The following is a 26,626-nucleotide window of genomic DNA, read 5'->3' as shown; positions in this document are numbered from 1 at the left end:
TCTAAAATGTCACTTTTATGACGGTTCTGTAACAGTACTGTCATAATTCTCGGCTATACTTCCGGCCAATTAAACTCAAACTTGTTAAACCACTCGAGGTAATAATGGCGGCAAAACAACCCGCATTGGGAGCCAGCAATTATCGACTGTTCAAGGACCGGGCGGCACGCTGGGGCGTAAGCCTGGGCGGTGTCATGGTTCTGGTCGCACTATTGCTGATATTCTTCTATTTGCTTTATGTCATCGAGCCCATATTCCGCGGTGTAGAAGTCAACCACGAGCGCAGCTTTACAAGCCCAGTGAGTGGTGAAGTCGTCGCCATGGGAGTCGAGGAACAGTCTGAAATTGGCTATCAGTTTAGCGCCGATGGCGAACTGGTGTTTTTTGCGTTAAAAGCCAAAGAGGGCACGGATTGGGAGCCAGGCAAAGCGCTATTAAGGCAACAACTGACCGCGTCAAAGCCGACGGCCTTCACCCAGACCCAGCCACAGAATAACCGCTATGCCTATGCGGTGGAAGGTGGTGCGGTACTGCTGGTTGAGCCCAAATTTAATAGCCGTTTCCGCGATGGTGAGTTGTTTATTACACCCAAAGTGGGCGAAGTGAATGCCGGTGAATTGATTCAGGTTGATCCTGAAGGTGAAAATCTGACCAAGCTGGCCCACGAGTACGACGGTGAGTCCATGTTGTTTGCCGCGCAAACTGCAGATAACCGCGTCATCGTTAATTCCATTCAGGCTTCCCGGAACTTTCTTTCCGGAGCTGTCGAATTAGAATCAAAGTTCACGGAACTGCCCATTACCGGTGCCATCAGTGAGATCGTCGTTACTCCTGATTTACGGCAAGTACTGATTCGCCAGAATAACCGGTTCTGGGTCTACGATGTATCTCGCACAGGCACAGTGAAAGAGCGGCAATTGATCACGCTCGACGCGCGTCGCTTCGGCGAGGTCACCAGCATGCAGTTATTAGCTGGAGCCAGTTCAGTGCTGTTTGGCCACGCTAACGGCAAAGTCAGTCAGTGGTTCGAAGTCGCTGGTGATGACGGCCGCCGTTACCAGTTTATTCGTGACTTCCAGGCTGCAGAAACGGCAATCACCGATATCGTGGTTGAGTATTACCGCCGTACCTTCTATACCATCTCGGCTGCTGGCGAACTGGGTGTATTCCATACCACATCGGAAGCTGAACTTTACCGTGGTCAAGCCAATGATGTTGCCGCTGAACGTGTGGTAATTGACCCACGCGCGAATACGTTACTGCTGCTGAATGATCAGCGTTTGCACGTATTTGACCTCATCAACGAACATCCAGAAGTGACCTGGAGTGGGTTATGGCAGGAAGTCTGGTATGAGGGCTACCCGGAGCCCGACTACGTCTGGCAGTCGACCTCTGGTTCCGATGATTTTGAACCTAAGTTCAGCCTGGTTCCGATTTCGTTCGGTACCATCAAAGCAGCCGCTTACGCCATGCTTTTTGCAGTACCTATTGGTTTAGCTGCAGCGGTTTACACAGCTTATTTTATGTCGGCCGGTGTTCGCAAAGTAGTGAAGCCTACGGTCGAAATTATGGAGGCGTTACCGACGGTCATTCTCGGTTTCCTCGCGGGGCTGTGGTTAGCACCTATTGTTGAACATTACTTGCCCGGCATTATCGCGGTAATACTGCTGGTGCCTCTGGCTATAGTGATGTTCGCATTTTTAACCAGTCACCTACCGCAGAGCATCCGCAACAGTTTTACCGATGGGCGCGCTGCGCTTATCTTGTTGCCATTAGTGGCATTGGTCGGCTGGTTCTCATTTCAGATGTCGCCACTGATTGAAAACTGGCTGTTCGACGGCAATGTGCGCCGTTATCTGACTAACGAACTGGGAATTACCTTTGACCAGCGCAACTCACTGGTGGTCGGTATTGCCATGGGCTTCGCGGTGATCCCAACCATCTTTTCGATTGCTGAGGATGCCGTGTTCAGTGTGCCAAGACACCTGACCAATGGCTCGCTGGCGCTGGGTGCGACAACCTGGCAAACCCTGACCAAGGTTGTGCTGTTAACCGCAAGCCCGGGTATTTTCTCAGCCGTCATGATGGGACTGGGTCGCGCCGTCGGTGAAACCATGATCGTATTAATGGCGACGGGTAACACACCGATTATGGACTGGAATATTTTTGAGGGAATGCGCACCTTGTCGGCCAATATCGCGGTCGAGATGCCGGAGTCAGAGGTAGGTAGTTCGCACTATCGTATCCTGTTCTTAGCGGCATTTGTGCTCTTTGTTTTCACTTTCGCGTTTAATACTGTGGCAGAGCTTGTGCGCCAGCGGTTACGCGATAAATACAGCTCGATGTAAGCGAGAGGATTTCCATGAAGCAATGGTTTAAATCAGGAAAACCGTGGATTTGGCTGACAGCAGGCTCTGTTAGTATCAGTTTGATCGCTGTTCTCGGGCTGTTGATCTTGATTGGCTGGCGTGGCTTGTCGTTCTTCTGGCCTGCGCAAATTCACGAAATGGAAGTGCGCGCCAATGACGGCTCGACTTCAACCATTATCGGTGAAATTTACGAGACCGAATCGATTCCAATTGAGCGTTTGCAAGAATCTGGTGTGGCGCTCGATAACTTTAATGAGCCGACGCTGGAGCGCTGGCTCATCAAAGTAGGTAACCGTGAATATGTACCTTTGGATTTCTCCTGGGTACTAGAGCCACAGATTGTGCGTGACGAAACGCCTGCGGACCTGGCAGTCTTTGAGCGCACCAAGGACGGTAACTTTTACGGTTACGTGGTAGATGTGCTCGAAGATGGCGTTTCTGTAGCCGAGCAGGGGTCGATTCGTGAGGTGTTAAGGCAGCGTATTGAACGTGCGGTAGAACTGAATGGACAGGCAACTGATCTGCAGGACAGTGAGATCAGCGCGATCAATTACCAGTTGAATCAGTTGCGGCTCGAGCGTCGTGCGCTGGAGCTGGCCGGTAATCTGACGCCTGCCGAAGAAGCGCGAATCGCCGCTGAAGAAGAGCAGTTACGCCAGGATTATAAGGTTCTCGAAGAGCAACTGTTTGCCCTGCGTGACAAAGCCAGTCGTGATCAGGTCCAGGTGCGCGACATGCGCGGCGAAGTGGTGACCTTACCCATGTATCGCATGTTGGCCGTACACTTCCCGAACGACATGGGCTTTTTCGCCAAGCTGGGCCATTTCTTTGTGCAGATCGGTAAGTTTGTGAGCCAGGATCCACGCGAAGCAAATACTGAAGGCGGGGTGTTCCCGGCGATTTTCGGTACCGTGTTCATGGTCTTGCTGATGTCGGTGATTGTGACACCCTTTGGTGTGGTGGCGGCGATTTATCTGCACGAGTATGCTGGCAAGAATGCTATAACGCGTTTGATCCGCATCGCGGTGATTAACCTCGCGGGGGTGCCGTCGATTGTTTACGGCGTATTTGGTCTGGGTTTCTTTGTTTATATGGTAGGTGGCTCGTTAGACCAAATCTTCTATCCGGAAGCATTGCCCAACCCAACCTTTGGTACCCCGGGTGTCATGTGGGCGGCGATTACTCTGGCGATCCTGACCCTACCGGTGGTGATTGTGTCCACCGAGGAAGGCTTATCGCGGATCCCGAGTACGCTCCGTGAAGGTAGTTTAGCGCTAGGCGCGACCAAGGCTGAGACTCTGTGGCGGATCATCATTCCAATGGCCTCCCCAGCAATTATGACAGGCTTGATTCTGGCAGTTGCGCGGGCAGCGGGCGAAGTTGCGCCGTTGATGCTGGTCGGTGTGGTCAAGTCAGCGCCGATGTTACCGGTGGATGGCAACTTCCCGTACTTCCATTTGGATCGTAAATTTATGCACCTTGGTTTCCACATCTATGATGTTGGCTTCCAGAGTCCAAATGTCGAGGCGGCGCGCCCCTTGGTCTATGCAACCTCATTTTTACTGGTTACCATCATCATCGGTCTGAATCTGACTGCGATTGGCGTACGTAACCATTTACGTGAAAAATATCGCTCACTTGAGCATTAATTAACGAAGCAGAAGCGAAAGGTCTTACTATGATTTCGGTAACTCCGACAGAAAATCAGGCAGAACGTCTGGATTTAGAAAATTTATCCGCGGAAGAAACCGCACTGGAAATTCGCAATCTGAATCTGCACTACGGCGATGCTCAGGCGCTTTACGATATTTCCATGGCGATTCCAAAAAATCGTGTCACTGCGTTTATCGGACCATCAGGCTGTGGTAAATCCACCTTGTTGCGTTGCATAAATCGTATGAACGACTTGGTAGAAATTTGTCGAATCAGCGGTGAAATCCGTTTACACGAAAAGAATATCTACGACAAAGATGTGGATGCAGCAGCCTTGCGTCGTAACGTCGGTATGGTGTTTCAGCGTCCGAACCCGTTTCCTAAGTCGATTTACGAGAACGTGGTTTACGGCATGCGCCTGCAAGGGGTCAATGACCGTCGTACACTTGATGAAGTGGTGGAGCGTTCACTGAAAGGCGCTGCCCTTTGGGAAGAGGTGAAAGATCGATTGAACGCCAGTGCATTTAGTCTCTCTGGTGGTCAGCAACAGCGACTGGTTATTGCCCGCGCCATTGCGATTGAGCCGGAAGTCCTGCTTCTGGATGAGCCGACCTCGGCACTTGACCCGATTTCGACGCTTACCATTGAAGAGCTGATTACTGATTTAAAAGAAAAGTACACCGTGGTGATTGTTACGCATAACATGCAACAGGCAGCGCGGGTTTCTGACCAAACCGCATTTATGTATATGGGTAAACTTATTGAGTATGCCGATACCAATACGTTATTTACGACCCCGAGTCAGAAGCAAACTGAAGATTACATTACCGGCCGTTACGGCTAACAGGAGTCAGGCATGGACAAGTTGAATATGAGCCGGCATATCTCCGGTAAGTTTAATGATGAGCTTGATACCGTTCGTACCCAAGTCATGAACATGGGGGGCTTGGTCGAGCAACAATTACGGGATGCGCTGGTTGCCATCGAAAAGTCCGATCACGAGCTAGCAGAACAAGTTTTACAGCGTGATTACAAAGTGAATGCGCTGGAAGTACAAATTGATGAAGCTTGCGTACAGATCATTGCGAAGCGCCAACCGGCAGCAAGCGATCTGCGCTTAGTCATCGCAATTCTGAAAACGATTGCCGATCTCGAGCGGATTGGTGATGAAGTCGAGCGGATTGCGCGCGTTGCGCTGGAGAGTTTTAACAACGACCAGCAAGAATTCCTGGTCAGTTTAGAAAACCTGGGGCAGCAAGTACTAGCGATGTTGCATGGGGTGCTCGATGCGTTTGCCCGCATGGACCTCGATAGTGCCTATGAAGTGCACCAGATGGACGCGCAAGCCGATCGTCAGTACGAAGGCCTCACGCGACAGCTAATGACCTACATGATGGAAGACCCGCGCGGAATTCCGAAGGTGATGAACGTACTTTGGTCCGCACGCTCACTTGAGCGTATTGGCGACCGTTGCCAAAACATCGCCGAGTACATTATCTTTTTCGTGAAAGGAAAAGACGTACGTCACGTCTCGCCAGAGTCAATGGCGCGTACCGTCGGTCGTGCAGCGCCCGACACTGAATAACCCTGATTAATGACGTTACGAGCCGACCTCTGAGTCGGCTTTTTTACCTTTGATGCACAAGGGCAGCTCACACAATTAACTGCTGGCAATGCGATTTGGTCCTATTGGTATAACACATTGGGCTTGCTTGAGAGTGAACAACTGAGTATTGATGGTCTGCAGTTTCTGACCGACTACGGCTACAACACCGCTGGACATCGGGTGTCGACCATTTATCCCTCGGGCCGTGTAGTGAGCTATGCGCCGAACGCCTATGGCGAGCCAACACAAGCGGGCAGCTACGCCACTAATGCGAGCTATTATGCCAATGGTATTTTGCGTGGCTACGATACAGCGAACTGGCTGACGCTGTGGCAAACCCTCGACAGCCAGCAGCGGCTAAAAAAACGTGAGGTGTTTGGTTACGACCACGTTGTAAACTTGAGCTACACCTATGATGCCAATCATAATATCCAAAGCATCATCGATGGCGTCAATGGCACCCATAGCGTTACAGGACTCAGTTATGATGGCCTTGACCGCTTAGTCGCTGCCACGGGGCATTGGGGCCAGGGCAGTTTTAGCTACGACAGCAATGGCAATGTGTTGACGCGGCAGCTTGGCAGTGCCAGCGACACCTATCACTACGATAGTGCGAAGCGTCTGACGCATATCAGTGGTAGCACCGCGCGAAACTTTAGTTACGATAACCGCGGCAATGTGATTAGCAATGGGCAGCGCAGCTTTAGCTTTAACCGCGCTGGGCAAATCAGCGGCTCAGGTGGCATCAGCTACCGCTACGACGGCCACGGCCGCCGGGTGGCGAAGACCATTTCAGGCAGCACCACCTATAGCTATTACAGCCAGGACGGCCAACTGCTTGGCACCTATGCCAATGGCGATTACACTGACTACTATTACCTAGGTCGTGAAATGGTCGCGCGCTACAGTGATAGCACGCAAAGCGATGCGCCTGGCTACACCGGCCACGTTGAAGACGACGACCTCGGCCTCGTGTATATGCAGGCACGATACTATGATCCAGTGATTGGGCGGTTTTATTCGAATGATCCGGTTGGCGCTATTGCTCATTTGGGGACGGCAAACGGTATTCATGGCTTCAACCGATACGCATATGCTAATAATAACCCTTTTAAGTTTGTTGATCCCGATGGCCGATCTAGTGTTGACTTGGAATCCTTATTTAACCCATTAAAAAATTTAATACCAGATGAGTTAGTTAATAAAGAGATCACGACTAAAAATATAGAACAGGTTCCAAAGAGGCTGGTTAATGATCTTGGTGGCAAAAAAATGCTTGAAACACAAGTTCAGGTCAACGGTTCTATTCCTACGCCGCCAACGCAAGCTGTAGCTTTTCTATCTGCGACTTTGTTAGCGACAGTTTACGATGATCCAAGCGCTGTAGCGGCGACCGCGGTTGGTAAAGGTGCAGGAAAGTATATTTCCAGAAAAGGTGCGAGTGATACCGTCGCAGTAATAACGGAAGAAACGGCATCTCGTGTGGCAGAAGAGGCAACAAAGTTAATAATAGAGGAAGATAGACTTGAATAAATCTAAGAAACTTAATTGGCTATATTTAATCGTTGCCATTGTACTCTTAGCACTTACTTACCATAGTTGGGATACAGGCCATATCTCTTACAGAGGTATTAGAATCCTCGAAAATGAGCCTTTATATTGGCCTATCCTTATACTTGGTTTTTTAGGAGGGGTATATACTTTATTTTTAGCTGTCTCTGGCATTTTTGATTATAGAAAGAATCACGGATAAACGTGATGCGGTAATGAGGGTGACCTTTCCCCTGAAATAACACCACATTTTCAATGAGGTTTCAGTAAAGCACGCGTGCGCGGATGGTGCCCTCGATGGCTCGCATAGCGTCGAGTAGGGTGTCGGCGATATCACTCTCGGCTGGCGTATCGATGTCGATGACCACATAGCCAAGGTCGGCATCGGTCTGCAGGTACTGCCCTGAGACGTTGATGCTTTGCTCGGCCAGCAATTGGTTGATGCGGGTCAACATGCCCGGGCGATTTTCGTGAATGTGCAATAACCGCCGCGCGCCATGATGCGCCGGTAACGAAACTTCAGGAAAGTTAACGGCGGATAGCGTCGAGCCATTATCTGAGTAGTGCGCCAGCTTACCGGCCACTTCAACACCAATGTTCTCTTGTGCTTCCTGGGTCGAGCCGCCGACATGCGGAGTAAGAATACAGTTATCGAGCTGGCGTAACGGGGACTCAAAAACCTCGTTGTTGCTACCAGGTTCAACGGGGAACACATCGATGGCGGCACCGGCCAGGTGACCAGATCGCAACGCTTCCGCCAGCGCATCAATGACCACGACAGTGCCGCGCGAAGCGTTGATCAGCAGCGCGCCTTTTTTCATTTTTGCCAGTTGTGGCGCATCAATCATCCACTGAGTTTGTGCAGTTTCGGGTACATGCAAGGTGACCACATCAGCTTGCTGCAGCAGTTCATCAAGGGAACCCACCGCATGAGCATTACCCAGAGGCAGCTTGCTCTCGATGTCATAAAAACGCACCTGCATGCCCAATTGTTCGGCCAAAATACTTAACTGACTACCAATGTGGCCGTAACCGACAATACCGAGTACTTTGCCGCGCGCCTCATAACTGCCGGTGGCGGATTTGTCCCAACCACCACGATGGGCGGCAGCGTTCTTCTCAGGTACGCGGCGTAACAACATGATGATCTCGGCCAGTACTAACTCGGCAACGCTACGGGTGTTGGAAAAGGGGGCGTTGAACACCACCACGCCGTGGCGACGGGCAGCTTGCAGATCAACCTGATTGGTACCAATACAAAAACAACCGACGCCAATGAGTTTTTCGGCTGCGGCAAACACCCGGTCACTGAGTTCGGTGCGCGAGCGGATGCCAACAAAGTGGGCGTCACTTATTTTGCTGCATAATTCATCTTCTGTTAGCGCTGTTTTGATGTACTCAATGTTGTGGTAACCACGCTGCTTGAGGATCTCGACGGCGCTTTCATGCACCCCTTCAAGCAGTAAAAATTTGATACGGTCTTTGGCCAGGGAAACTTGGGTCATGCGCTTCACTTCACGGTTTGAATGCCATCAGCACTGGCAACGAGGGCAAGATCTGCGCCACGTTGGGCGAACAGGCCATTGGTGACAACGCCGACAATATTATTGAGCTGTTGCTCAAGATGAATCGGGTCGAGAATATCGAAGTTATGCACGTCGAGGATCCAATTACCGTTGTCGGTAACAACCCCTTCGCGCCAGACTGGATCACCGCCAAGCCTGACGATTTGCCGTCCGACATAAGAGCGTGCCATGGGGATAACTTCCACTGGTACCGGGAAATTTCCCAGCCGGCCGACCTGCTTCGACTTATCAACAATACAGACAAAGGTTTGAGCTACTGCGGCAATGATCTTTTCGCGCGTCAGTGCTGCACCACCGCCTTTGACCATGCGCAGGTGGCTGTCGATTTCATCAGCACCATCGATATACAACGGCAACTCGCTTACTGAATTGAGATCAACCACGCGGATACCGTGCGCTTTAAGTCGTTCAGTTGACGCTTCAGAGCTTGAAACGGCGGCTTCGATGTCATGTTTCATTTCGGCGAGTAAATCGATGAAAAAGTTTACCGTTGAACCGGTACCAACACCGATCACTGAGCCGGGTTTGAAGTGCTCTTTAACGTAGTCGAATGCTGCTTGTGCTGCTTGCTGTTTGAGTTGTTCTTGAGAGGTTGCCATGCCTGCATCCTGAATCAGTGGGCTATGGCTTTTGAGTATACAGTTTTAGTCGCGAAAGTCCCATAGTTTCGCTGGTGTGATCACCCGCGGCAGCGGCACATCCCAGGTGGCGTGAGGCAGCTGGTCGACCTGTTGGCAATCAAAGGCTAAACCAATGGGCTGCAGGTGGGGCAATTGACCTGCATGCCAGGCCGCGAGCGTACGATCATAAAAGCCGCCCCCCATTCCCAAGCGATTCCCTTGCAGGTCGAAGCCAACTAATGGCACCAATAACACCTGCAGTTGGGCGAGGGGCAGGATATCAGTGCAGGCGAGCACTGGCTCCGGAATACCGTAAATATTAGGCTGCCAAACGGTGGTGTCGCTGACCCGCAGGAACAACAAATGATTAGGTCGAACCGGATGCAAAACCGGCAATGCTAATTGGTGTTGCTGCGCCTGCAGCGCTTTATTCAGCTGCGCAGTCGGAAGCTCCGCCCGCACACTATGATAACTGCCGATGTTGCAGGCCTGTTCAAGCTCAGGTAACTGTTGCAGATGGCCCAACACTTGCATCGCAGCGTCTTCACGTTGCTGTGGGGAGAGAGCCTGGCGCTGCGCGAGCAGTTCTTTTCGCAATTGCTGTCGGTTCATGTCGCTGGTATTCTTGAGAAATCTTATAACGCATCGTTATGCATGCGTTTTCTATTGAAGAAGGCACTTTATATCATGATTAAACGGCTACTGACTATGGCAATGCTCGGCCTGGCGCTGAGCACACAGGTATTTGCGGCTCCGCCGAAAGCGCCGCCACGCGGTGAGCAAGGCGAAGGACCTTATCAACGTCTTATTTTACGGGGCGTGACCGTCATTAATGGTGAAGGCGCACCGCCGCAAGGGCCGGTCGATATCGTGATTGAGAATGACCGCATCACCAACGTCGTCAGTGTCGGTAACCCTGGTGTTCCGATTTTACCTGATAACCGTCCGCAACTGCGTGATGGCGATAAAGAAATGGACTTAACCGGTCATTACGTGCTGCCTGGATTTGTTGACATGCACGGGCACATCGGTGGTTCTGCGGAAGGCATTCCCGCCGAGTACGTATTGAAGCTGTGGCTTGCTCATGGCATTACCACCGTGCGCGAGCCGGGCAGTTTTAACGGCTTGGACTGGACCTTGTGGCATCAGGAACAAGCAGAGGAAAATAAAATTGTTTCGCCACGCATTATTCCCTACTTAGGTTTCGGTATGAATGCCGACGAACCGATTTTTAACGCGGCACAGGCGCGTGACTGGGTGCGAGCAACCAAGCGCGAAGGCGCAGCAGGCATTAAATTTTTTGGCGCACGGCCCGAAATCATTGCCGCAGCTTTAGATGAAGCCGACAAGCAAGGCTTAGGCACTATGATGCACCATGCTCAGCTCAATGTGGTGCGTACCAACGTGGTGGATTCGGCGCGGATGGGACTGGGTAGCATGGAGCACTGGTACGGTCTGCCAGAAGCCATGTTCACCGGCCAGGTGATTCAGGATTACCCGGCAGATTATAACTACAACAACGAGCAGGACCGTTTTGCCGAAGCGGGCAAGTTATGGCAGCAAGCTGCCGAACCAGGCAGTGACAAGTGGAACCAGGTTCGTGACGAACTGATCGCGCTTGATTTCACCATTAACCCGACGCTGACCATTTACGAAGCAAGTCGTGACCTGATGCGCGAGCGGCAAGCGATTTGGCATGACGATTACACCTTGCCGCAGTTGTGGGATTTCTTCGAACCAAGCCGTTACGCACATGGCTCCTACTGGTTTGACTGGACCACCGATGAAGAAGTCGCATGGCGCAAAAATTACCAGAAGTGGATGGCGTTCTTAAACGACTTTAAAAATAAAGGTGGCCGCATTACGACCGGCTCTGACGCTGGCTATATCTACAAGATTTACGGCTTTGGTTTAATTCGTGAGTTTGAATTGCTGCGCGAAGCAGGATTCAATGCGCTGGAAGTGATTCAGGCAGCGACCTTAAACGGTGCTGAAGCGCTTGGTCTAGAGCATGAGATTGGTAGTGTGGTACCGGGCAAAAAAGCCGATTTAGTGGTCGTAGCGGAAAACCCATTAGCGAACTTCAAAGTACTTTACGGCACAGGTCATTTTAAACTTAATGAAAATAACCAACCGATGCGTACTGAGGGTGTCCGATACACCATTAAAGACGGTATCGTTTACGATGCGCAGGAGTTATTAGCAGACGTACGTAAAATTGTTGAAAAGGCGAAAGCAGAATAGCTTTCGCCGTTCACTTTCGTCGTCTATGAAAAGGGGTGATCACCCGGAATGCCGCTGCGTGCCTTGGCCCTTGAACCCACTGGTTCAAGGCGGGGCGCAAATTCGCGGCCGTAGGCTTCTCGATACAGGTCGAGCTTGCACAATAGCCGGTCAGTGAGCCCCTTTACTGATGACATCGGCTCAGGGACATTAGCGTGCTGGCGAACATCCCAGGCGATCATAACTCTTTGTCTTACTTGCGCCCTGGCCGCTGCTCTGCGGTCACTTGCTCCAGGGTTTCCTGCAGTAATTTAATTTTCTCTTCCAGCTCTTGGATGCGCTGACGCTGCGAGAGTTCAAGTTGCGCGCTTTCGTGGCACAAATTTAACGCCGCCATCACTGCGATTTGCTCAGGATGAGTAAGGCGTGTCGCTTGTTTAATATGCTCAAGCTTTTGATTTAACTTGTCTGCCGCTTGCTGCAACGCAACCTCTTGTCCTTCAGGACAATTCACTTTGTAGTGACGCTCCATCAAATTGATGTCCATGGTGCGCTGACTCATACCAAGGTTCCTTGCTGGTTGATAGTGCATTTGCGCGCATTATGCCATGTCTTGAGGGGCTTTGTCAGCTAGCCTGAAAGGAAGCACAGTGGTAGGATGCAAGTTATCAAAAAGCAAGAGATAGACCTGCATGACTGATTCAACTTCTGATCAACCGGCGGAACTTGAGACAAGCTCTCAAGCCTATGACCGCCTTACTGAATTCTTCGAACGCCACGGGCTGTTATCCAGCGCGGCTGAAATTCACGGCTTGCTGACCGGCATGGTGGCTGGCGGTGCCAGCCTCGAGGGGGATGAGTGGTTACTGCTGCTCAGTGATCTGATCAATGAAGGGCAGTCGTTTCCTCCGGAAGTACGCGAGCGTCTCAGTCTGATGGCTGCTGAGTTAGGTGCCAGTCTGCGCGACCCTGATCTGGGCTTTCAGCTGTTGCTGCCCGGTGACCATGAACCGCTGCATGAACGCTTGCAGGCGCTGACGGCCTGGGTGCAGTCGTTCCTGGTAGGCTTTGGGGTGAATCAAACCAACCTGGCCGGATTGTCAGCCGACTTGCGTGAAGCCATCGACGATATGGTTGAAATTGCCAAATTGGATATCGCTGTCGATGATGACGAGGAAGCCGAGCGGGCCTACTTTGAAATCATGGAATACTTAAGGATCTCCGCAATGCTTTGTTTCAATGAGCTTGGGCAAAACGGCGGAAATGGCTGCAAAACGAACAAGACGCTGCATTAATTATGAGCTTAACGATTCCCCAGTCTGAATTTGCTGAGCGCCGGGCGCGCCTGTTAAAACGCCTGGCTGCTGAAACTCACTCTGCTATCGCAATTGTCCCTAGTGCTGAGCTGACGACCCGCAGCCGCGACACGGAATTCCCGTTTCGTCAGGACAGTGACTTTTTCTACTTAACGGGCTTCAACGAGCCGGGTGCCGTACTGGTGCTGGCGCCTGATAGTGAAATGCCAGTGCAGTTGTACTGCCAGCCATCGGATCCGCACCAGGAAGTCTGGCATGGGCGGCGACTGGGTGTCGCACTTGCAGTGGCGGAACTGGGCGTTGATGTTGCGCATGCCATTGATGAGCTAGATGATCATCTGTTGCCGCTGCTTGATGGCGTGCACACCGTGCTGATTGACCACGAGAAAACCGAGTGGCTGGCGCACGTGCAGGACCTTAGTGCTGAACTCCGGCAAAGCAAAAAAAAGGGCCAGCAGGCGCCCCGCGCGTATGCTGACTTAAGCCCCTGGCTGCATGAATGGCGCCTACAGAAGTCGCCGGCAGAACTGGATATCATGCGTGAAGCTGCACGCATCACCGTGGCTGCACATAAACGCGCCATGCGTTTCGCTGCTCCCGGTCGTTACGAATATCAGGTCGCCGCCGAACTTCATCATGAATTCGCTTTTCATGGAGCCAGTGCCCCTGCCTATGGCACCATTTGTGGCAGTGGTGACAATGCCTGCATTTTGCATTACACCGAAAATCAGGACCAATTACGCGACGGTGATTTATTACTGATCGATGCCGGAGCTGAGTATCAGGGCTACGCTGCCGATATCACCCGCACCTTCCCGGTTAACGGTAAGTTCAGCGCTACCCAGCGGCAGTTGTACGAGGTTGTCCTGCGCGCACAAGAGGCAGCGTTTGCCACCTTAAAGCCAGGCAGTCACTTGCCACGCGCCCAGCAGGCGGCCGCGAAAGAAATTACCAAAGGCCTGGTCGAGCTGGGTATCTTGCAGGGCGAAGTCACTGCGCACATGGAACAGGGGAGTTATCGTCGATTTTTCATTCATGGCTTGGGCCATTGGTTAGGATTAGACGTACATGATGTTGGTGACTATCAAAAAGGCGAGCAGCTGACGGCGTTAAAACCTGGCATGGTGCTGACCGTCGAGCCGGGGATTTATATTCCTGCTGATGCCGATGATGTGGAAGACAAATGGCGAGGCATGGGTATTCGTATCGAAGATGATGTGATTATTACAGAGTCGGGTTATGAAAATATGACCGCGGATGTGCCCAAGACTGTAGCAGAGATTGAAGCGTGGATGCAGACAAACTAACTTCGATTATTATCGCTGGCGGGGGCCTGGTGGGCTCCTTAACCGCGCTATTGCTGGCGCGGCGGCGCTCTGATCTCAGTATTTGTATTGTCGAACCTAATGCCGATGGGCCGGTCGACGATAAGCGCACGATTGCGCTCGCTGCGGCAACTGTGGAGCTGTTGCAGCAACATGGGATCTGGCCGGATCTGGCGGCAGAAAGTGAAGCGATTAAGCATATTCATGTCAGCGATCGCGGCTATCTTGGCGCGACCCGCTTGCATGCCGAAGATGAGGGTGTGACAGCTCTGGGTCAGGTGGTACCAGCAGCCGCGTTGAATCGCGCGCTTTATCAGCATCTGGCCGATTTACCTAATGTGCTCTGGCGCGGTGGCACTCAAGTGACCGCGGTTGCGCAGCACAGTGACAGCGCGCAAGTGACCGTTGCTCCCGTGGTTGATGCCGCGGGCAAGGGAGAGGGCGAGGGCGAACAGCTACGCTGTCAGTTGCTGATTGGTGCCGACGGGCAACGTTCGTTTGTGCGTCAGGCGCTGGGCATTACCATGCAGGTGACCGACTACCAGCAAGTGGGGATTATTGCCACGGTCGAGCTGGCTGAGTCCCTCAAGGGTTGGGCCTATGAACGCTTCACCGAAACCGGGCCAGTGGCACTTTTACCCTTGCCAAACCGGCAAGCCTCATTAGTGTGGTCAGTGGCTGCCGACGAGGCAGATAAAACTCTGGCGTTAAGCGATGCAGATTTTCTGCGCGACTTGCAGGAGGTGTTTGGCTATCGTGCCGGGCGCCTGGTCGGTATCGGCGAGCGCTTGCAGTTTCCACTGCAACTGCATCTGGCCGAGCGCAGTGTTGCCCATCGCGCGGTCATCATTGGCAATGCCTCACATACGCTCCATCCCATTGCGGGACAGGGCTTTAATCTTGGTGTGCGCGATGCCATTTCACTTAGCGATCAGCTGGCGCGCGCAGCTGACCCGGGCGCTTACGCGACGCTTGCAGATTACTGGCAGCAGCGCAAAGAGGACTATCGGCAAATCATTGGGCTTACGGATCTGTTGGTGCGCGGCTTTTCCAATCACCACTGGCCCATGAACAAGCTACGTAACCTTGCCCTGCTGGGCCTTGATGCACTACCACTGGTTCGCAATAGTTTTGCCCGGCAAACCATGGGGCTGAGCCACCTGGCCAAAGGAGAACGCAGATGAGTCAACGCTTTATCGTGGTTGGCGGCGGCATGATTGGCCTGGCCAGCGCTTTAGGGTTGCGTCAGCAAGGCCACCGCGTGACCCTCATTGAACAAGGCAAAGCACCGACCTACAGCGACGAGCTTGAGCTGCGTGTCAGCGCCATCGCTCATCATAGTCGGGCTTTATTAACCGAGTTAGGGGTCTGGCAACAGCTGCCTGCAGATCGACTTGGCCCCTACACCGCGATGGAGGTCTGGGACCAGGACAGTTTCGGTCGCATCGCGTTTGCCGCCAACGAGGTCAACCAGGCCGATTTGGGCGCGATTGTCGAAAACCGGGTGCTGGAGACGCACCTGTGGCAAGCGGCAGTCGATGCTGGCGTTGAGCTCATGCCGGAAACCGCGGTCCAGGACCACGGTTTGAGCGCTACTGAAGTCTGGGTTGAAGCCGGCGGGCAGCGCCTGCGCGGCGATTATTTATTGGCTGCCGATGGTGTTAAATCGCCACTGCGACAAGCCGCAGGATTGCCGTTAACATTTTGGGACTATCAGCAACAAGGTTGTGTTGCTGTGATCCGGTGTAGCGAACCCCATAACGGCTGTGCCCGCCAGGTGTTCCTACCCAGTGGTCCGGTGGCCTGGCTGCCATTAGCAGATCCGCATCACGTTTCTCTGGTTTGGTCGGCTGATAGTGAGCTTGCCCGGCAACTGCAGCAGCTCGATGATAACGACTTTATCAAGCAACTGCAGCGGGTGAGTGATCAATGTCTGGGTCAGCTTGAACTGGTGTCACAACGAGGTTACTTCCCGCTGCGTATGCAATATGCCAAGCGCTGGCTGCAGCAACGGTTGTTGCTCATCGGTGACGCCGCACACAGTATTCATCCCTTGGCCGGGCAGGGCGCCAACCTTGGTTTTGGCGATGTTCACGCTTTATTAGCGGTAACGGCAAGTGAATTTGGCAGCGCAGACTTGCGGCAATGGGAGCGCCAACGCAAAGTTGCCGCGGTGCAGATGATAGCCACCATGGAAAGCTTTAAGCGTGGCTTTGGTACTGCCTCGCCGGTCGCGAAGTTGGTGCGTGGTTTGGGTTTGCGCCTGGCCGATCGGCTAGCACCGCTGAAACGCAAACTGATCAAATCCGCTTTAGGATAAATTGCCCCAGTTGCTGCGCCGCAGAATTTTCCGCGGCGCGGGTTGATAACATCACCCCGACCTCACCCAATTCCGGTAACACCACATTATCTGCCACCCGCTGTAGAGCTTCCAGATGCGCAGGGACTGTGCTTTGCGCGAGTACGGTAATGCCCAGACCACTCTCAATGGCCGCGGTTAAGCCACTAAAATCGGTGTTGGTGTAGGTGATCCGTGATGCGATCCCAGCCTGGCGCAGGCCACGCAATGCCCGGCGCCGGTAAATACAGCCATCGGGCGCCAGTACCAGCGGCAACGGTGAAGGGAGCAGGTGAGCGTCCTGGTTACCCACCCAAACCAGAGGCTCCTGCCGCAGTTCCAGCCATTGCACCGGATTGACCAGTTGCGCCGCATCCTTGCCGCCTTGCTCAGTCAGCGCAATGATGACATCAAAATCATCGGCTTTGGCGATCAGTTGTTTGCTTAAAGCTGAGGTGACTTCCAGTGCGACATTAGGGTAGCCGTGGGCAAACTGGCCGAGCACTTGGGGTAATAACTTACTGGCAAATTCACTGGTTATACCTAGCCGCACCCGGCCACTTAACTCAGGCTCAGTTAAGCGCGCGATGATTTGATCGTTGAGGTTCAGCATTGCGCGGGCGGCATCCATGAGTTCGGCGCCGGCCGGGGTCAGTTGAATGCGGCCACCGGTGCGGGCGTAGAGTCTTACCCCGAGCATGTCTTCCAGCCGCTGCAGTTGCAAACTGATGGCCGGTTGTGACCGCCCCAGTTGCTGACCGGCGGCAGTAAAGCTTTGTAATTCATAGACGCTGATGAAAGCGCGTAAGCTATCTAAGGGCAATTGCTGCACGAAAACACCTAAATTATTAACAAAGACAATAGTTATCAGGTTTGTATAAGCAAATATTATAATAGCATAAGGAATATTAATTTGTTGCGAGCGCCGATGGGTTTTATAATTGCGGCACTTTAAGCAAAACAACAGGACGACGACGCCATGGCAAATCGTACCCCTTTATATGATGCGCATGTGAAAGCCGGCGCAAAGATGGTCGACTTTCACGGTTGGGACATGCCGCTGAATTATGGTTCTCAAATTGAAGAACACAACGCAGTGCGCAAGGATTCCGGTGTGTTTGATGTATCCCACATGACCATCGTAGATGTGCTGGGTTGCGAAGCCAAAGCATTCTTACGCCATATGTTGGCCAACGATGTTGCCAAGCTGACCGTACCAGGCAAAGCCCAGTACAACAGCATGCTCAATAGCAAAGGCGGCGTTATCGATGACTTGATCGTGTATTACTTCACGGATGAGTCGTACCGCTTAGTGGTGAACTCTGCCACGCGCGAACGTGACTTAGGCTGGATCGAAAGTGTCGCGAAAGATTTTAACGTCGAGATCGCTGAGCAACCGCAATTTGCAATGATCGCCCTGCAGGGACCCAAAGCAGCGGAGAAACTTAAGCTGGTACTGGGTGATGAAGCCTTCAGCAAGGTTGAAGGTATTAAACCATTCATGTCGGTACAGGTTGGCGACTTGTTTATTGCGACCACCGGCTATACCGGTGAAGCAGGCTACGAAATCGTTCTGCCTGAACACGTTGCTGAGAAAGTCTGGAATGATCTGCTGCACGTTGGCGTACAACCTTGTGGCTTGGGTGCGCGTGATACCTTGCGTCTGGAAGCTGGCATGAACCTTTATGGCCAGGATATGGACGAGGACACCACCCCGTTAGAAGCAAACATGGGCTGGAGTGTTGCCTTTGAACCGCAAGATCGCGATTTTATCGGTCGCAACGCCTTGGAAAAACAGAAGGCGGAAGGTCACGATAAGCTTGTCGGCCTGGTGATGCGCGAGAAAGGCGTACTGCGCCACGGTCAAAAAGTTGTCGTTGATGGCGGCGAAGGCATGATTACTTCGGGCACCTTCTCACCGACCCTTGGCTTCTCCATCGCTATGGCGCGGGTACCGTCTTCAGTGGGTGAAACCGCAGAAGTGGAAATGCGCAAAAAATTCGTTACAGTTAGCGTGGTAAAACCTAGCTTCGTTCGCAACGGCAAAAGCCTTGTCTAAAACGCTAAACAGAACAACTAACCTGAGGATCAGAACATGAGCTCAATCCCTAAAGAATTAAAGTACGCAGCCACTCACGAATGGGTTCGCAATGATGGCGATGGCATTTTCACCGTAGGTATCAGTGAACACGCACAAGATCTGTTAGGCGACATGGTTTTTGTCGAGCTGCCAGAAGTTGGCGATACCGTTGCCGCTGGTGATGACATTGCTGTAGCAGAGTCTGTGAAAGCAGCATCAGATATCTATGCACCTATTGCCGGTGAAATTACTGCAGTCAACGAAGAGCTCGAAGACTCGCCAGAAACCGTGAATAGTGATCCATATGGTGATGGTTGGTTGTTTAAGATAAAAGCCGAAGACCCAACTGAAGTAGAAAGCTTGCTTGATGCCGAAGGTTATCAAGCAGTTATCGACGAAGAGTAATTAGGCAATGGAATGCACAAACCCCGGTTCAATGCACCGGGGTTTTGTGTTTCCTGCTCCCCTGAATCAACCCCAATAAAGGGACAAGAAGTAAATGACCACAGCAACGCTTAAGCAGTTAGAAAATCATGGTGAATTTATTGGTCGTCACATTGGACCAAGTGCTGATGAGCAAGCCGAAATGCTTGCCGAACTCGGTGCTGATTCACTCGAAGCACTTACCAAGGATACGGTGCCTGGCGCAATTTTGCGTGACCCGTTCTTACAAGTCGGTGAGCCCCTTTCTGAACGTGAAGCGCTAGCCAAGTTAAAAACCATTGCCAGTAAGAACAAGGTGCTGACCTCTTACATTGGTATGGGCTACTACGACACACTGGTGCCGAATGTCATTTTACGAAATGTTCTGGAAAACCCGGGTTGGTACACAGCCTACACCCCTTATCAGCCAGAGATTGCACAGGGACGTTTGGAAGCCATTCTGAACTTCCAGCAGATGACCATGGATCTGACCGGTCTTGAGCTGGCCAGTGCCTCCTTGCTGGATGAAGCAACTGCTGCTGCCGAAGCCATGGCGATGGCAAAGCGGGTAAGCAAAAATAAATCCAATGCCTTCTTCGTTGCCGATAACGTCTACCCACAAACCATCGACGTACTGAAAACCCGTGCGGAAATGTTCGGTTTTGAAGTGATCATCGCGCCTGCCCGTGAAGCCACGGAACACGATGTGTTTGGTGCGTTATTGCAGTACCCTGACCGCTTCGGTCAGTTGCATAACATCGAGCAATTAATTGCAGACATCCAGGCCAACAAAGGCATCGTCGCAGTGGCGGCGGACATTATGAGCCTGGTCATGCTGAAGTCGCCGGGTGAGATGGGCGCCGACATGGTATTTGGCTCGGCACAGCGTTTCGGTGTACCTATGGGCTACGGCGGACCACACGCTGCCTTTTTTGCGACGCGGGACAAATTTAAGCGCTCACTGCCAGGCCGTATTATTGGTGTATCCAAAGATAGCCGTGGCAATCTGGCCCTGCGGATGGCGATGCAGACCCGCGAACAGCATATCCGTCGTGAGAAAGCTAATTCGAACATCTGTACCGCACAGGTGCTGCTGGCGAATATGGCGTCATTTTATGCCGTCTACCATGGTCCACAAGGCCTGCGTACCATCGCCGAGCGTATCCACCGCTTAACGGACATCGTCGCCCTTGGTCTGCAGGATAAAGGCGTTGAAGTCGTCAACTCACAGTGGTTCGACACCCTGACCTTTAAGCTTGAGGGCAACGAGCAAGACATTATCAACCGTGCCGTCGAGCATGGCTTCAACCTGCGCGTGGATGGGAATAATCAATTTGGTGTGAGTCTGGATGAAGCCAAGACCCGCGCTGATGTTGAGACTCTGTTTAATGCTCTGTTTGGTGATGAGCATGGCCTTGAAATCGATACTCTGGACGCGCGTGCAGGTGCTGGCGATAGTCACTCGATTCCAGCAGAATTGCGGCGTCAAAGCGAAATCCTGAGCCATGAAGTCTTTAATACGCACCACTCTGAAACCGAGATGCTGCGCTACATCAAAAAGCTTGAGAATAAAGACCTGAGCCTGAACCACAGCATGATCTCGCTGGGTTCATGCACCATGAAGCTGAACGCCACCGCAGAAATGATCCCGGTCACCTGGCCAGAGTTTGGTCAGTTACACCCGTTTTGCCCGGAAAACCAGGCATCCGGCTATTATGAGTTGCTGCAAACCCTGTCGAACTGGTTGATCGATATTACCGGTTACGATGCAATGTCGATGCAGCCGAACTCGGGTGCTCAGGGTGAATATGCCGGCTTGTTGGCTATTCATAAGTACCACGAGAGCCGCGGTGAGTCGCATCGCGATATCTGCCTGATCCCAAGTTCAGCGCACGGCACCAATCCGGCATCTGCACAGATGATGGGTATGAAGGTTGTGGTGGTCGACTGTGACAAGAACGGTAACGTTGATCTGAACGATCTGAAGGAAAAAGCAGCAGAAGCAGGCGACCAGCTGTCGTGCATCATGGTGACCTACCCGTCAACCCACGGTGTTTACGAAGAAGGTATCCGCACCATCTGTGACATCGTACATGAACACGGTGGCCAGGTTTACCTCGACGGCGCCAACATGAATGCGCAGGTCGGCGTCACCTCACCGGGTTACGTTGGCGCAGATGTATCGCACCTGAACTTGCATAAAACCTTCTGTATTCCGCACGGCGGCGGTGGCCCAGGTATGGGTCCTATCGGTGTCAAGAAGCACCTGGCACCATTCCTGCCGAACCACTCAGTCGTGCCTATTCATGGTACTAACCTGGACAACGGCGCGGTGTCAGCGGCACCTTTTGGTAGCGCGAGTATTCTGCCGATTTCGTGGATGTACATTGTCATGATGGGCTCACGCGGTTTGCGCGAAGCGACCGAAGTTGCCATTTTAAATGCCAACTACGTGGCCAAGAAACTCAGTGGACACTACCCAATCCTGTACAAAGGCCGCAACGACCGTGTTGCGCACGAGTGCATTATCGACTTACGTCAGCTCAAAGACAGCTGTGATGTGACTGAGATGGACATTGCGAAGCGTCTGCAGGATTACGGTTTCCACTCGCCCACCATGAGCTTCCCGGTCGCGGGAACCTTGATGGTAGAGCCAACGGAATCCGAGTCCAAGTTTGAACTTGATCGCTTCATTGAAGCTATGATTTGCATTCGCAATGAAGTTCGTAAAGTGGAAGAGGGCGAATGGCCGCAGGACAACAACCCGTTGCACCATGCGCCGCACACCCTGGCGGATATCACCGATAACGACTGGGATCGCCCTTACGATCGCTTTACTGCCGTGTACCCTGTACCAGCAGTAGCGGCCAATAAATTCTGGCCAAGCGTCAATCGTATCGATGACGTCTACGGTGACCGTAACCTGATGTGCAGCTGCCCGGCAGTTGAGAGCTATCGCTAAGCAAGCTCACTAAATATTTCCATGAAATAAGTCGTTTAATGGGAATAAATAAGTCGTTTACCGTAAATAAGCCGTTTAAAATTGAAGCCCGCCTTGTGCGGGCTTCTTCATTTGCTCTACCGAGTTATCCTCTGAAAGAAATGAATAACTTAAGCAACGCGTATTTCACTTTTTCATCATTCTTTTGTAATGCTCTTCATAATCAGCTTGAATAAATACTTCCTTGAAGATATTTAAAAATTGTCGAACATCTATATCACCAAAGTCTGTTAGGTTAACCATGTCAGAATGTGAACCTCGGCTGATATAACGTAGTAGCGGTCTAAAGTTGTGGTGTTCGTCGCCTAAATTTGTCAGTTTGTCTTTTTTGTGCACAAAGGAGAAGAAGTGCTCCAAAATATTTCTCATTGCATTTGGCAGTATTGCGCTGCAAATCATATCTGAATGTGCATCTCTAATTACCTGCCAGTAACCATCATATTCATTTCTAATATCATTCTTTTGAATAGATAAAACTGGTAAGGCCTGATTTTTCTAGACACCTTCTACCCGTTTAAAATATTCACGCTCAAAGTTGTTTGGCGACACTCTTTCATTTTTTGTATGACGTCGAGTTGGATTGTGAACCATCTCAATATAATGAAACACGGCCTGCTTGGCTTCAGCCCGGTTTGGATAGATACGACGGCGTATTTTTTCCTTCTTTAAATTGCTGAAGAAGCTCTCAGCGACCGCATTATCATGACAGTTACCACGTCGACTCATACTGGGTTTAATATTGTATGCATCGAGTAACTTTCTGAACTGCCGACTGGAATACTGAGAGCCCTGGTCTGAGTGCAATCTGACTTGCTGCTGCGGTTTTCGTCGCCAATAAGCGGCTGTAATGGCTTGCATAGCCAAGTCTTCAGTCATTCGGTCGCTCATCGACCAACCGACGATATTACGTGCAAATAAGTCCATGACGACCGCCAGAAAAAGAAAGCCTTCATGCGTTTTGATGTAAGTGATGTCCGTCACCCACCGTTGATTAGGGTGTTCGACGTTAAACTCACGATTGAACTCGTTGTCGGCAACAATATCGGTCTTGCCGCCGTAATAGCCGCGTGGCGTGTTATAACCCCGCTGCGCACGAACGCCTTCTTTTTGCATTAAGCGTAAGATCCGATCGCGACCGCAATATTGGTTAGCATCACGAAAGTCCATATAGATATTGCGGTAGCCATGAAAACCACCGCTCTCTATCCAAAACTGCTTAATTTTTTGCGCGAGTTGTTGGTCTTCACGCTCTCGCTTGCTGACTGGCGATTTAAACCAGTCATAATAGCCACTGGGGTGAACGTCTAACGTTCGGCACAAAACTCTCACGGGATAACGTGAACTACGAGATTTTATGAACCGGTACCGTTCTTTGACTCGCCGGCAAAGAACACCGCGGCTTCCTTTAATATATTCCGCTCTTGCTCAATGCGCTTTAGCTCACGCTTTAATCGTGCATTTTCGGCGCGTAAGTCTTGCTCTTCTTCACGCGCTTTTGTTGGCTTGGAAAACTTCTTGAGCCATCCATACAGCGTTTTAGTGCTTATACCGAGCCGTTCAGCAACATCATTGACATTGTAGCCATGCACTGCGACTTGATTCACCGCTTCTTGTTTAAACTCGTCCGAATATCGGATACCTTTACCCATGATTTACCTCTTATGGTCATAGTTACATTTTTACCATAAAAGGTGTCGGAAAATCTCAGGCCTTACCAGATGATTTGATTGCCGCTGCCGAGGCTGCTTTGGAAAAACTGCCCAAGACGGTTGATGAGATGATCGAGAGATGGGTATATTTTGGTAAAGCTGCGGCTAATCAGCTTACTGAGGAAGAACAGTTGCTGCTTATGGCAGGGTCTGGCAGAGTATCAGTTGAGTCAACCGACAGCTAACAGTGAATTGAGAACTGTTTGTATTTATATGACGGGTCGTTTCCGATTTTGATGATGCCTGATCGGAAGCTTTGAAGGAACTTAAAAGTTCAGAGGGATGAGACGTATGCCTATTGATTTTTCTGACTTACTTGATGATGACGATGAGGTAGTACTTCATCCGCGTGACATTTTCTTTACTCTCAATCGGGGACCAAGCTTTTCGTTTCCAAGAGATATCCAAACCGAGGTCATGAACCAGTGGTTCGAAAGAAGGAATGAACGAGACAGCATAATTAAGTTAAACGTAGGTAGTGGAAAAACATTAATAGGTCTTCTGCACCTGCAAAGCTCATTAAATGAGAGTAAAGGACCAGCCCTATACGTCTCGCCGGATAAACAACTTTCTCAACAGGTTATGCAAGAAGCGAAAAGTCTTGGCATTGAAGTCACCGATAATCCAAGAGATCCAGATTATCTTGCCGGAGAGAAAATTTGCGTTATCAACGTCTTTAAACTTTTCAATGGTAAGTCGGTTTTCGGAGTTGGTAATAGTAAAATTGACATCGGCACAGTAGTTATCGACGACGCGCACGCATGTGTTTCAACGATTACTGAGCAATTTCGAATTAGTCTTCCTAACACACACGAAGCATACCAAGAGATATTTAGTACTCTTGCTGAAGATCTTAAGGGTTATAACGAGGCACGCTTTCTCGACCTCGAAGCGAGCGACCCCCGTGCACACATGGAAGTACCTTTTTGGTCATGGCATGTACATCACTCTGAAATTTTAAAAATATTACATGAACATCGAAGTGATAGTGAACTTGAATTTGTCTACCCTTTACTAAGTGAGCTGCTCGCACAATGCCGATGCGTGATTGGCGGACAGTACTTAGAAATCGAACCCTATTTCCCTGCGAGTGACCTAATTCAATCCTTCCGTCGCGCTAAGCGTCGGATTTACATGACCGCTACCCTAGCAGATGATAGTGTGATTGTTACCCATTTTGGGGCTAATCATGATGATCTTAGCTCTCCAATAGTACCATCCTCGTCCCAATCAATGGGCGAACGTATGATTCTTATGCCACAAGAATTGAATGCGGACATTACAACTATTGAGATAAGAGATTTGCTTTCAGAGCTTTCTGAAAGAGTAAATATTGTTGTTATAGTGCCATCGAAGGCAGCGGTAAGGATTTGGGAAGAAAAAGCTGATCAAGTATTAATTGGAGACGCTGTTGCCGAAGGGGTTAAGAAGCTGCGTGAAGGGCATGTCGGTCTTACTATACTAGTTAATCGTTATGACGGTATTGACTTACCTCGAGACGCCTGCCGGGTGCTTGTCGTGGCTGATTTGCCAGAAGTTAACTCCTACTCTGACTTAGTTGATAGTGAGGTATTAAGTGGCACGAGCCTAAATTTGCGGAGGCAAATAGAGCGAATAGAGCAGGGCATGGGTCGTGGAGTGAGGTCAAACGAAGACTACTGTGTAGTACTTCTATTGGGCCCTAAACTTACTAGTCGACTGCGAGCGCCTGAAGGGCAATCAATGTTGACGCCCTCTACCAGAGCTCAACTGGAACTGTCTAGAAAAATAGCAAGGAAACTTGGTGCTACTGGCCTTAAAGAAATTGAAGATGTGATTTTACAATGCTTAAACCGTGATCCCAATTGGATAAAAATCAGCAAGAAGGTTCTATTAAACTTAGAGTCTGATGACGAGTTACGTTTTGACGCGGGGAAGCTAGCCCTTCGTTCAGCTTTTGATAGCGCAAGAATGAACCAGCATCAGGCTGCCCTTAGCGTTATCGATAAGGTGATCGACGAGGCATCTGATGACCATATTAAAGCTTGGCTTTTGTCTAAAAAGGCAGTTTTTCAACATGCTATCGATGCCGATGGAGCGCAAAAAACGCTAATTGTTGCACACCGGATGGAGCCAAGTATCACCAAGCCCATGCATGGCGTGACTTATAAAACGATTGGACCGGCAATAGGGCAACAAGCGTCGGCTTTAATAAGTAATCATCAAAGTCGTTTTTTGGATGCAACTCAAATGCAACTTTTTGCAGACGAATTGTGCGCCGACTTACAGTTCAAGCCTGAGACTTCTGACATTTTTGAGGCTGCTATTAATTCCCTTGCATGGTTTTTGGGTATAAAGGGGCAGAGGCCAGAAAAAGATTATAAAGAAGGGCCTGATAACCTATGGGCATTGCCAGATAGCTCATTCCTCGTGATTGAATGCAAAAATGGAGTGACCTCATCGAATGGCATTTCAAAGAGAGATGCAGGTCAACTTGGGCAATCAATTGGTTGGTTTGAGAAGCGGTATCCAGCTTCGTCAGTGATTCCTATTATTATTCATCCTAATCGCGAACTCGGACAAGGGGCTAGTCTTGTGAATAGCATGCGAGTTATTGACCCAGCGGGGTTAGAAAAGCTTCGAACCAACCTTAGAGCTTTAAGCAAGCAACTTGTTAATCCTGACGTCAGTGGGAGCATGTCTGAGGTAATCAAACGGTTGAACCAATTTGAATTGAAAGCTGATACTTTCATCAATGCCTTTTCCGTTCCTGTAAAAGCGTGAGGTATTTAAAACTAGCATTCGAACTTAGATTTAGGGTGTTGACAGCTTACTTAAAAGAGGAGG

The 26,626-nt window shown here is 50.8% G+C and carries 21 protein-coding genes and 1 other RNA gene; 14 read left to right on the top strand and 8 right to left on the bottom strand.

Annotated features, from left to right (window positions below; all coding sequences use genetic code 11):
- Positions 1-104: 104 nt before the first annotated feature.
- The 5 genes from J6J28_RS09850 (at position 105) to J6J28_RS09830 (ending at position 7,161) form a co-directional block, all read left to right on the top strand.
- On the top strand, positions 105-2,348 hold the full coding sequence (locus J6J28_RS09850) for an ABC transporter permease subunit (RefSeq protein ID WP_301721436.1): 2,244 nt from the start codon (positions 105-107) through the stop codon (positions 2,346-2,348).
- 14 nt (positions 2,349-2,362) lie between these two features.
- Complete coding sequence (gene pstA / locus J6J28_RS09845) at positions 2,363-4,018, top strand: phosphate ABC transporter permease PstA (RefSeq protein WP_301721435.1); 1,656 nt, start codon at positions 2,363-2,365, stop codon at positions 4,016-4,018.
- 29 nt (positions 4,019-4,047) lie between these two features.
- Complete coding sequence (gene pstB / locus J6J28_RS09840) at positions 4,048-4,866, top strand: phosphate ABC transporter ATP-binding protein PstB (protein ID WP_301721434.1); 819 nt, start codon at positions 4,048-4,050, stop codon at positions 4,864-4,866.
- A gap of 12 nt (positions 4,867-4,878) precedes the next feature.
- On the top strand, positions 4,879-5,607 hold the full coding sequence (phoU, locus tag J6J28_RS09835) for a phosphate signaling complex protein PhoU (RefSeq protein WP_301721433.1): 729 nt from the start codon (positions 4,879-4,881) through the stop codon (positions 5,605-5,607).
- A gap of 117 nt (positions 5,608-5,724) precedes the next feature.
- Positions 5,725-7,161 carry an RHS repeat-associated core domain-containing protein gene (locus J6J28_RS09830; RefSeq protein WP_301721432.1) on the top strand — a complete coding sequence of 479 codons (1,437 nt, stop codon included), beginning with the start codon at positions 5,725-5,727 and terminating at the stop codon, positions 7,159-7,161.
- A gap of 281 nt (positions 7,162-7,442) precedes the next feature.
- Here J6J28_RS09830 and serA read toward each other — a convergent pair whose 3' ends face one another.
- From serA to J6J28_RS09815, 3 genes are read right to left on the bottom strand one after another with little or no spacing between them, the layout of a single operon-like run.
- A complete protein-coding gene (serA, locus tag J6J28_RS09825; protein ID WP_301721431.1) occupies positions 7,443-8,684 on the bottom strand; it encodes a phosphoglycerate dehydrogenase in 1,242 nt (413 codons plus the stop codon).
- 5 nt (positions 8,685-8,689) lie between these two features.
- On the bottom strand, positions 8,690-9,364 hold the full coding sequence (rpiA, locus tag J6J28_RS09820) for a ribose-5-phosphate isomerase RpiA (RefSeq protein ID WP_301721429.1): 675 nt from the start codon (positions 9,362-9,364) through the stop codon (positions 8,690-8,692).
- 45 nt (positions 9,365-9,409) lie between these two features.
- The gene (locus J6J28_RS09815) at positions 9,410-9,997 is read right to left on the bottom strand and encodes a 5-formyltetrahydrofolate cyclo-ligase (protein ID WP_301721427.1); all 588 of its coding nucleotides are present in this window, start codon (positions 9,995-9,997) and stop codon (positions 9,410-9,412) included.
- Positions 9,998-10,072: 75 nt separating this feature from the next.
- On the opposite strand from J6J28_RS09815, the gene J6J28_RS09810 reads away from it, so the two are divergent.
- Positions 10,073-11,629, top strand: coding sequence for an amidohydrolase family protein (locus tag J6J28_RS09810; RefSeq protein WP_301721426.1), 1,557 nt, complete (start codon positions 10,073-10,075; stop codon positions 11,627-11,629).
- 36 nt (positions 11,630-11,665) lie between these two features.
- Here the strand turns inward: J6J28_RS09810 and ssrS are convergent.
- Both ssrS and J6J28_RS09800 read right to left on the bottom strand, forming a co-directional pair.
- A non-coding RNA gene (gene ssrS / locus J6J28_RS09805) (6S RNA) lies at positions 11,666-11,848 on the bottom strand.
- A 13-nt stretch (positions 11,849-11,861) separates the two neighbouring features.
- Positions 11,862-12,170: a cell division protein ZapA gene (locus tag J6J28_RS09800; RefSeq protein WP_301721424.1), complete on the bottom strand. Its 309-nt coding sequence runs from the start codon at positions 12,168-12,170 to the stop codon at positions 11,862-11,864.
- A gap of 130 nt (positions 12,171-12,300) precedes the next feature.
- Between J6J28_RS09800 and J6J28_RS09795 the strand changes: the two genes are divergently transcribed.
- The 4 genes from J6J28_RS09795 to J6J28_RS09780 are packed head-to-tail and all read left to right on the top strand — an operon-like array spanning position 12,301 to position 16,569.
- Positions 12,301-12,903, top strand: coding sequence for a UPF0149 family protein (locus J6J28_RS09795; protein WP_301721423.1), 603 nt, complete (start codon positions 12,301-12,303; stop codon positions 12,901-12,903).
- 2 nt (positions 12,904-12,905) lie between these two features.
- Entirely contained in the window at positions 12,906-14,231 is a 1,326-nt protein-coding gene (gene pepP / locus J6J28_RS09790) for a Xaa-Pro aminopeptidase (RefSeq protein WP_301721422.1), read from the top strand.
- Positions 14,213-15,433 (top strand): 2-octaprenyl-6-methoxyphenyl hydroxylase, encoded by a 1,221-nt coding sequence (ubiH, locus tag J6J28_RS09785; RefSeq protein WP_301721421.1) that lies wholly within the window; start codon positions 14,213-14,215, stop codon positions 15,431-15,433. Before pepP ends, ubiH begins: the two co-directional genes overlap by 19 nt.
- The gene (locus J6J28_RS09780) at positions 15,430-16,569 is read left to right on the top strand and encodes an FAD-dependent oxidoreductase (RefSeq protein ID WP_301721419.1); all 1,140 of its coding nucleotides are present in this window, start codon (positions 15,430-15,432) and stop codon (positions 16,567-16,569) included. Before ubiH ends, J6J28_RS09780 begins: the two co-directional genes overlap by 4 nt.
- Here the strand turns inward: J6J28_RS09780 and J6J28_RS09775 are convergent.
- On the bottom strand, positions 16,550-17,419 hold the full coding sequence (locus tag J6J28_RS09775; RefSeq protein WP_301721418.1) for a LysR family transcriptional regulator: 870 nt from the start codon (positions 17,417-17,419) through the stop codon (positions 16,550-16,552). The two genes, J6J28_RS09780 and J6J28_RS09775, sit on opposite strands and share 20 nt — an antisense overlap.
- 147 nt (positions 17,420-17,566) lie before the next feature.
- On the opposite strand from J6J28_RS09775, the gene gcvT reads away from it, so the two are divergent.
- From gcvT to gcvP, 3 genes are all read left to right on the top strand, one after another.
- Complete coding sequence (gene gcvT, locus J6J28_RS09770; protein ID WP_301721417.1) at positions 17,567-18,646, top strand: glycine cleavage system aminomethyltransferase GcvT; 1,080 nt, start codon at positions 17,567-17,569, stop codon at positions 18,644-18,646.
- A 36-nt stretch (positions 18,647-18,682) separates the two neighbouring features.
- The gene (gene gcvH, locus J6J28_RS09765) at positions 18,683-19,072 is read left to right on the top strand and encodes a glycine cleavage system protein GcvH (RefSeq protein ID WP_301721416.1); all 390 of its coding nucleotides are present in this window, start codon (positions 18,683-18,685) and stop codon (positions 19,070-19,072) included.
- 94 nt (positions 19,073-19,166) lie between these two features.
- Positions 19,167-22,052, top strand: coding sequence for an aminomethyl-transferring glycine dehydrogenase (gene gcvP, locus J6J28_RS09760; RefSeq protein WP_301721415.1), 2,886 nt, complete (start codon positions 19,167-19,169; stop codon positions 22,050-22,052).
- 165 nt (positions 22,053-22,217) lie between these two features.
- Here the strand turns inward: gcvP and J6J28_RS12755 are convergent, their stop codons facing one another.
- Both J6J28_RS12755 and J6J28_RS09755 read right to left on the bottom strand, forming a co-directional pair.
- The gene (locus J6J28_RS12755) at positions 22,218-22,559 is read right to left on the bottom strand and encodes an AAA family ATPase (RefSeq protein ID WP_418055179.1); all 342 of its coding nucleotides are present in this window, start codon (positions 22,557-22,559) and stop codon (positions 22,218-22,220) included.
- Positions 22,560-22,586: 27 nt separating this feature from the next.
- Positions 22,587-23,740 (bottom strand): IS3 family transposase gene (locus tag J6J28_RS09755; RefSeq protein WP_301721414.1). Its coding sequence is split into 2 segments (ribosomal slippage): positions 22,587-23,491 and positions 23,491-23,740, totalling 1,155 coding nucleotides; the frame shifts between segments, so codons are not numbered across the junction.
- Between the two features lie 351 nt (positions 23,741-24,091).
- Here J6J28_RS09755 and J6J28_RS09750 point away from each other — a divergent pair.
- The gene (locus tag J6J28_RS09750; protein WP_301721413.1) at positions 24,092-26,563 is read left to right on the top strand and encodes a DEAD/DEAH box helicase; all 2,472 of its coding nucleotides are present in this window, start codon (positions 24,092-24,094) and stop codon (positions 26,561-26,563) included.
- Positions 26,564-26,626 lie beyond the last annotated feature (63 nt).

Origin of the sequence: Pseudidiomarina terrestris, from assembly GCF_030466375.1 — a bacterium.
In the GTDB taxonomy this organism is placed as follows: Bacteria; Pseudomonadota; Gammaproteobacteria; order Enterobacterales; family Alteromonadaceae; genus Pseudidiomarina; species Pseudidiomarina terrestris.
Note: the sequence above shows the minus strand (reverse complement) of the source record. Positions and strands in the feature narration are given on the sequence as shown.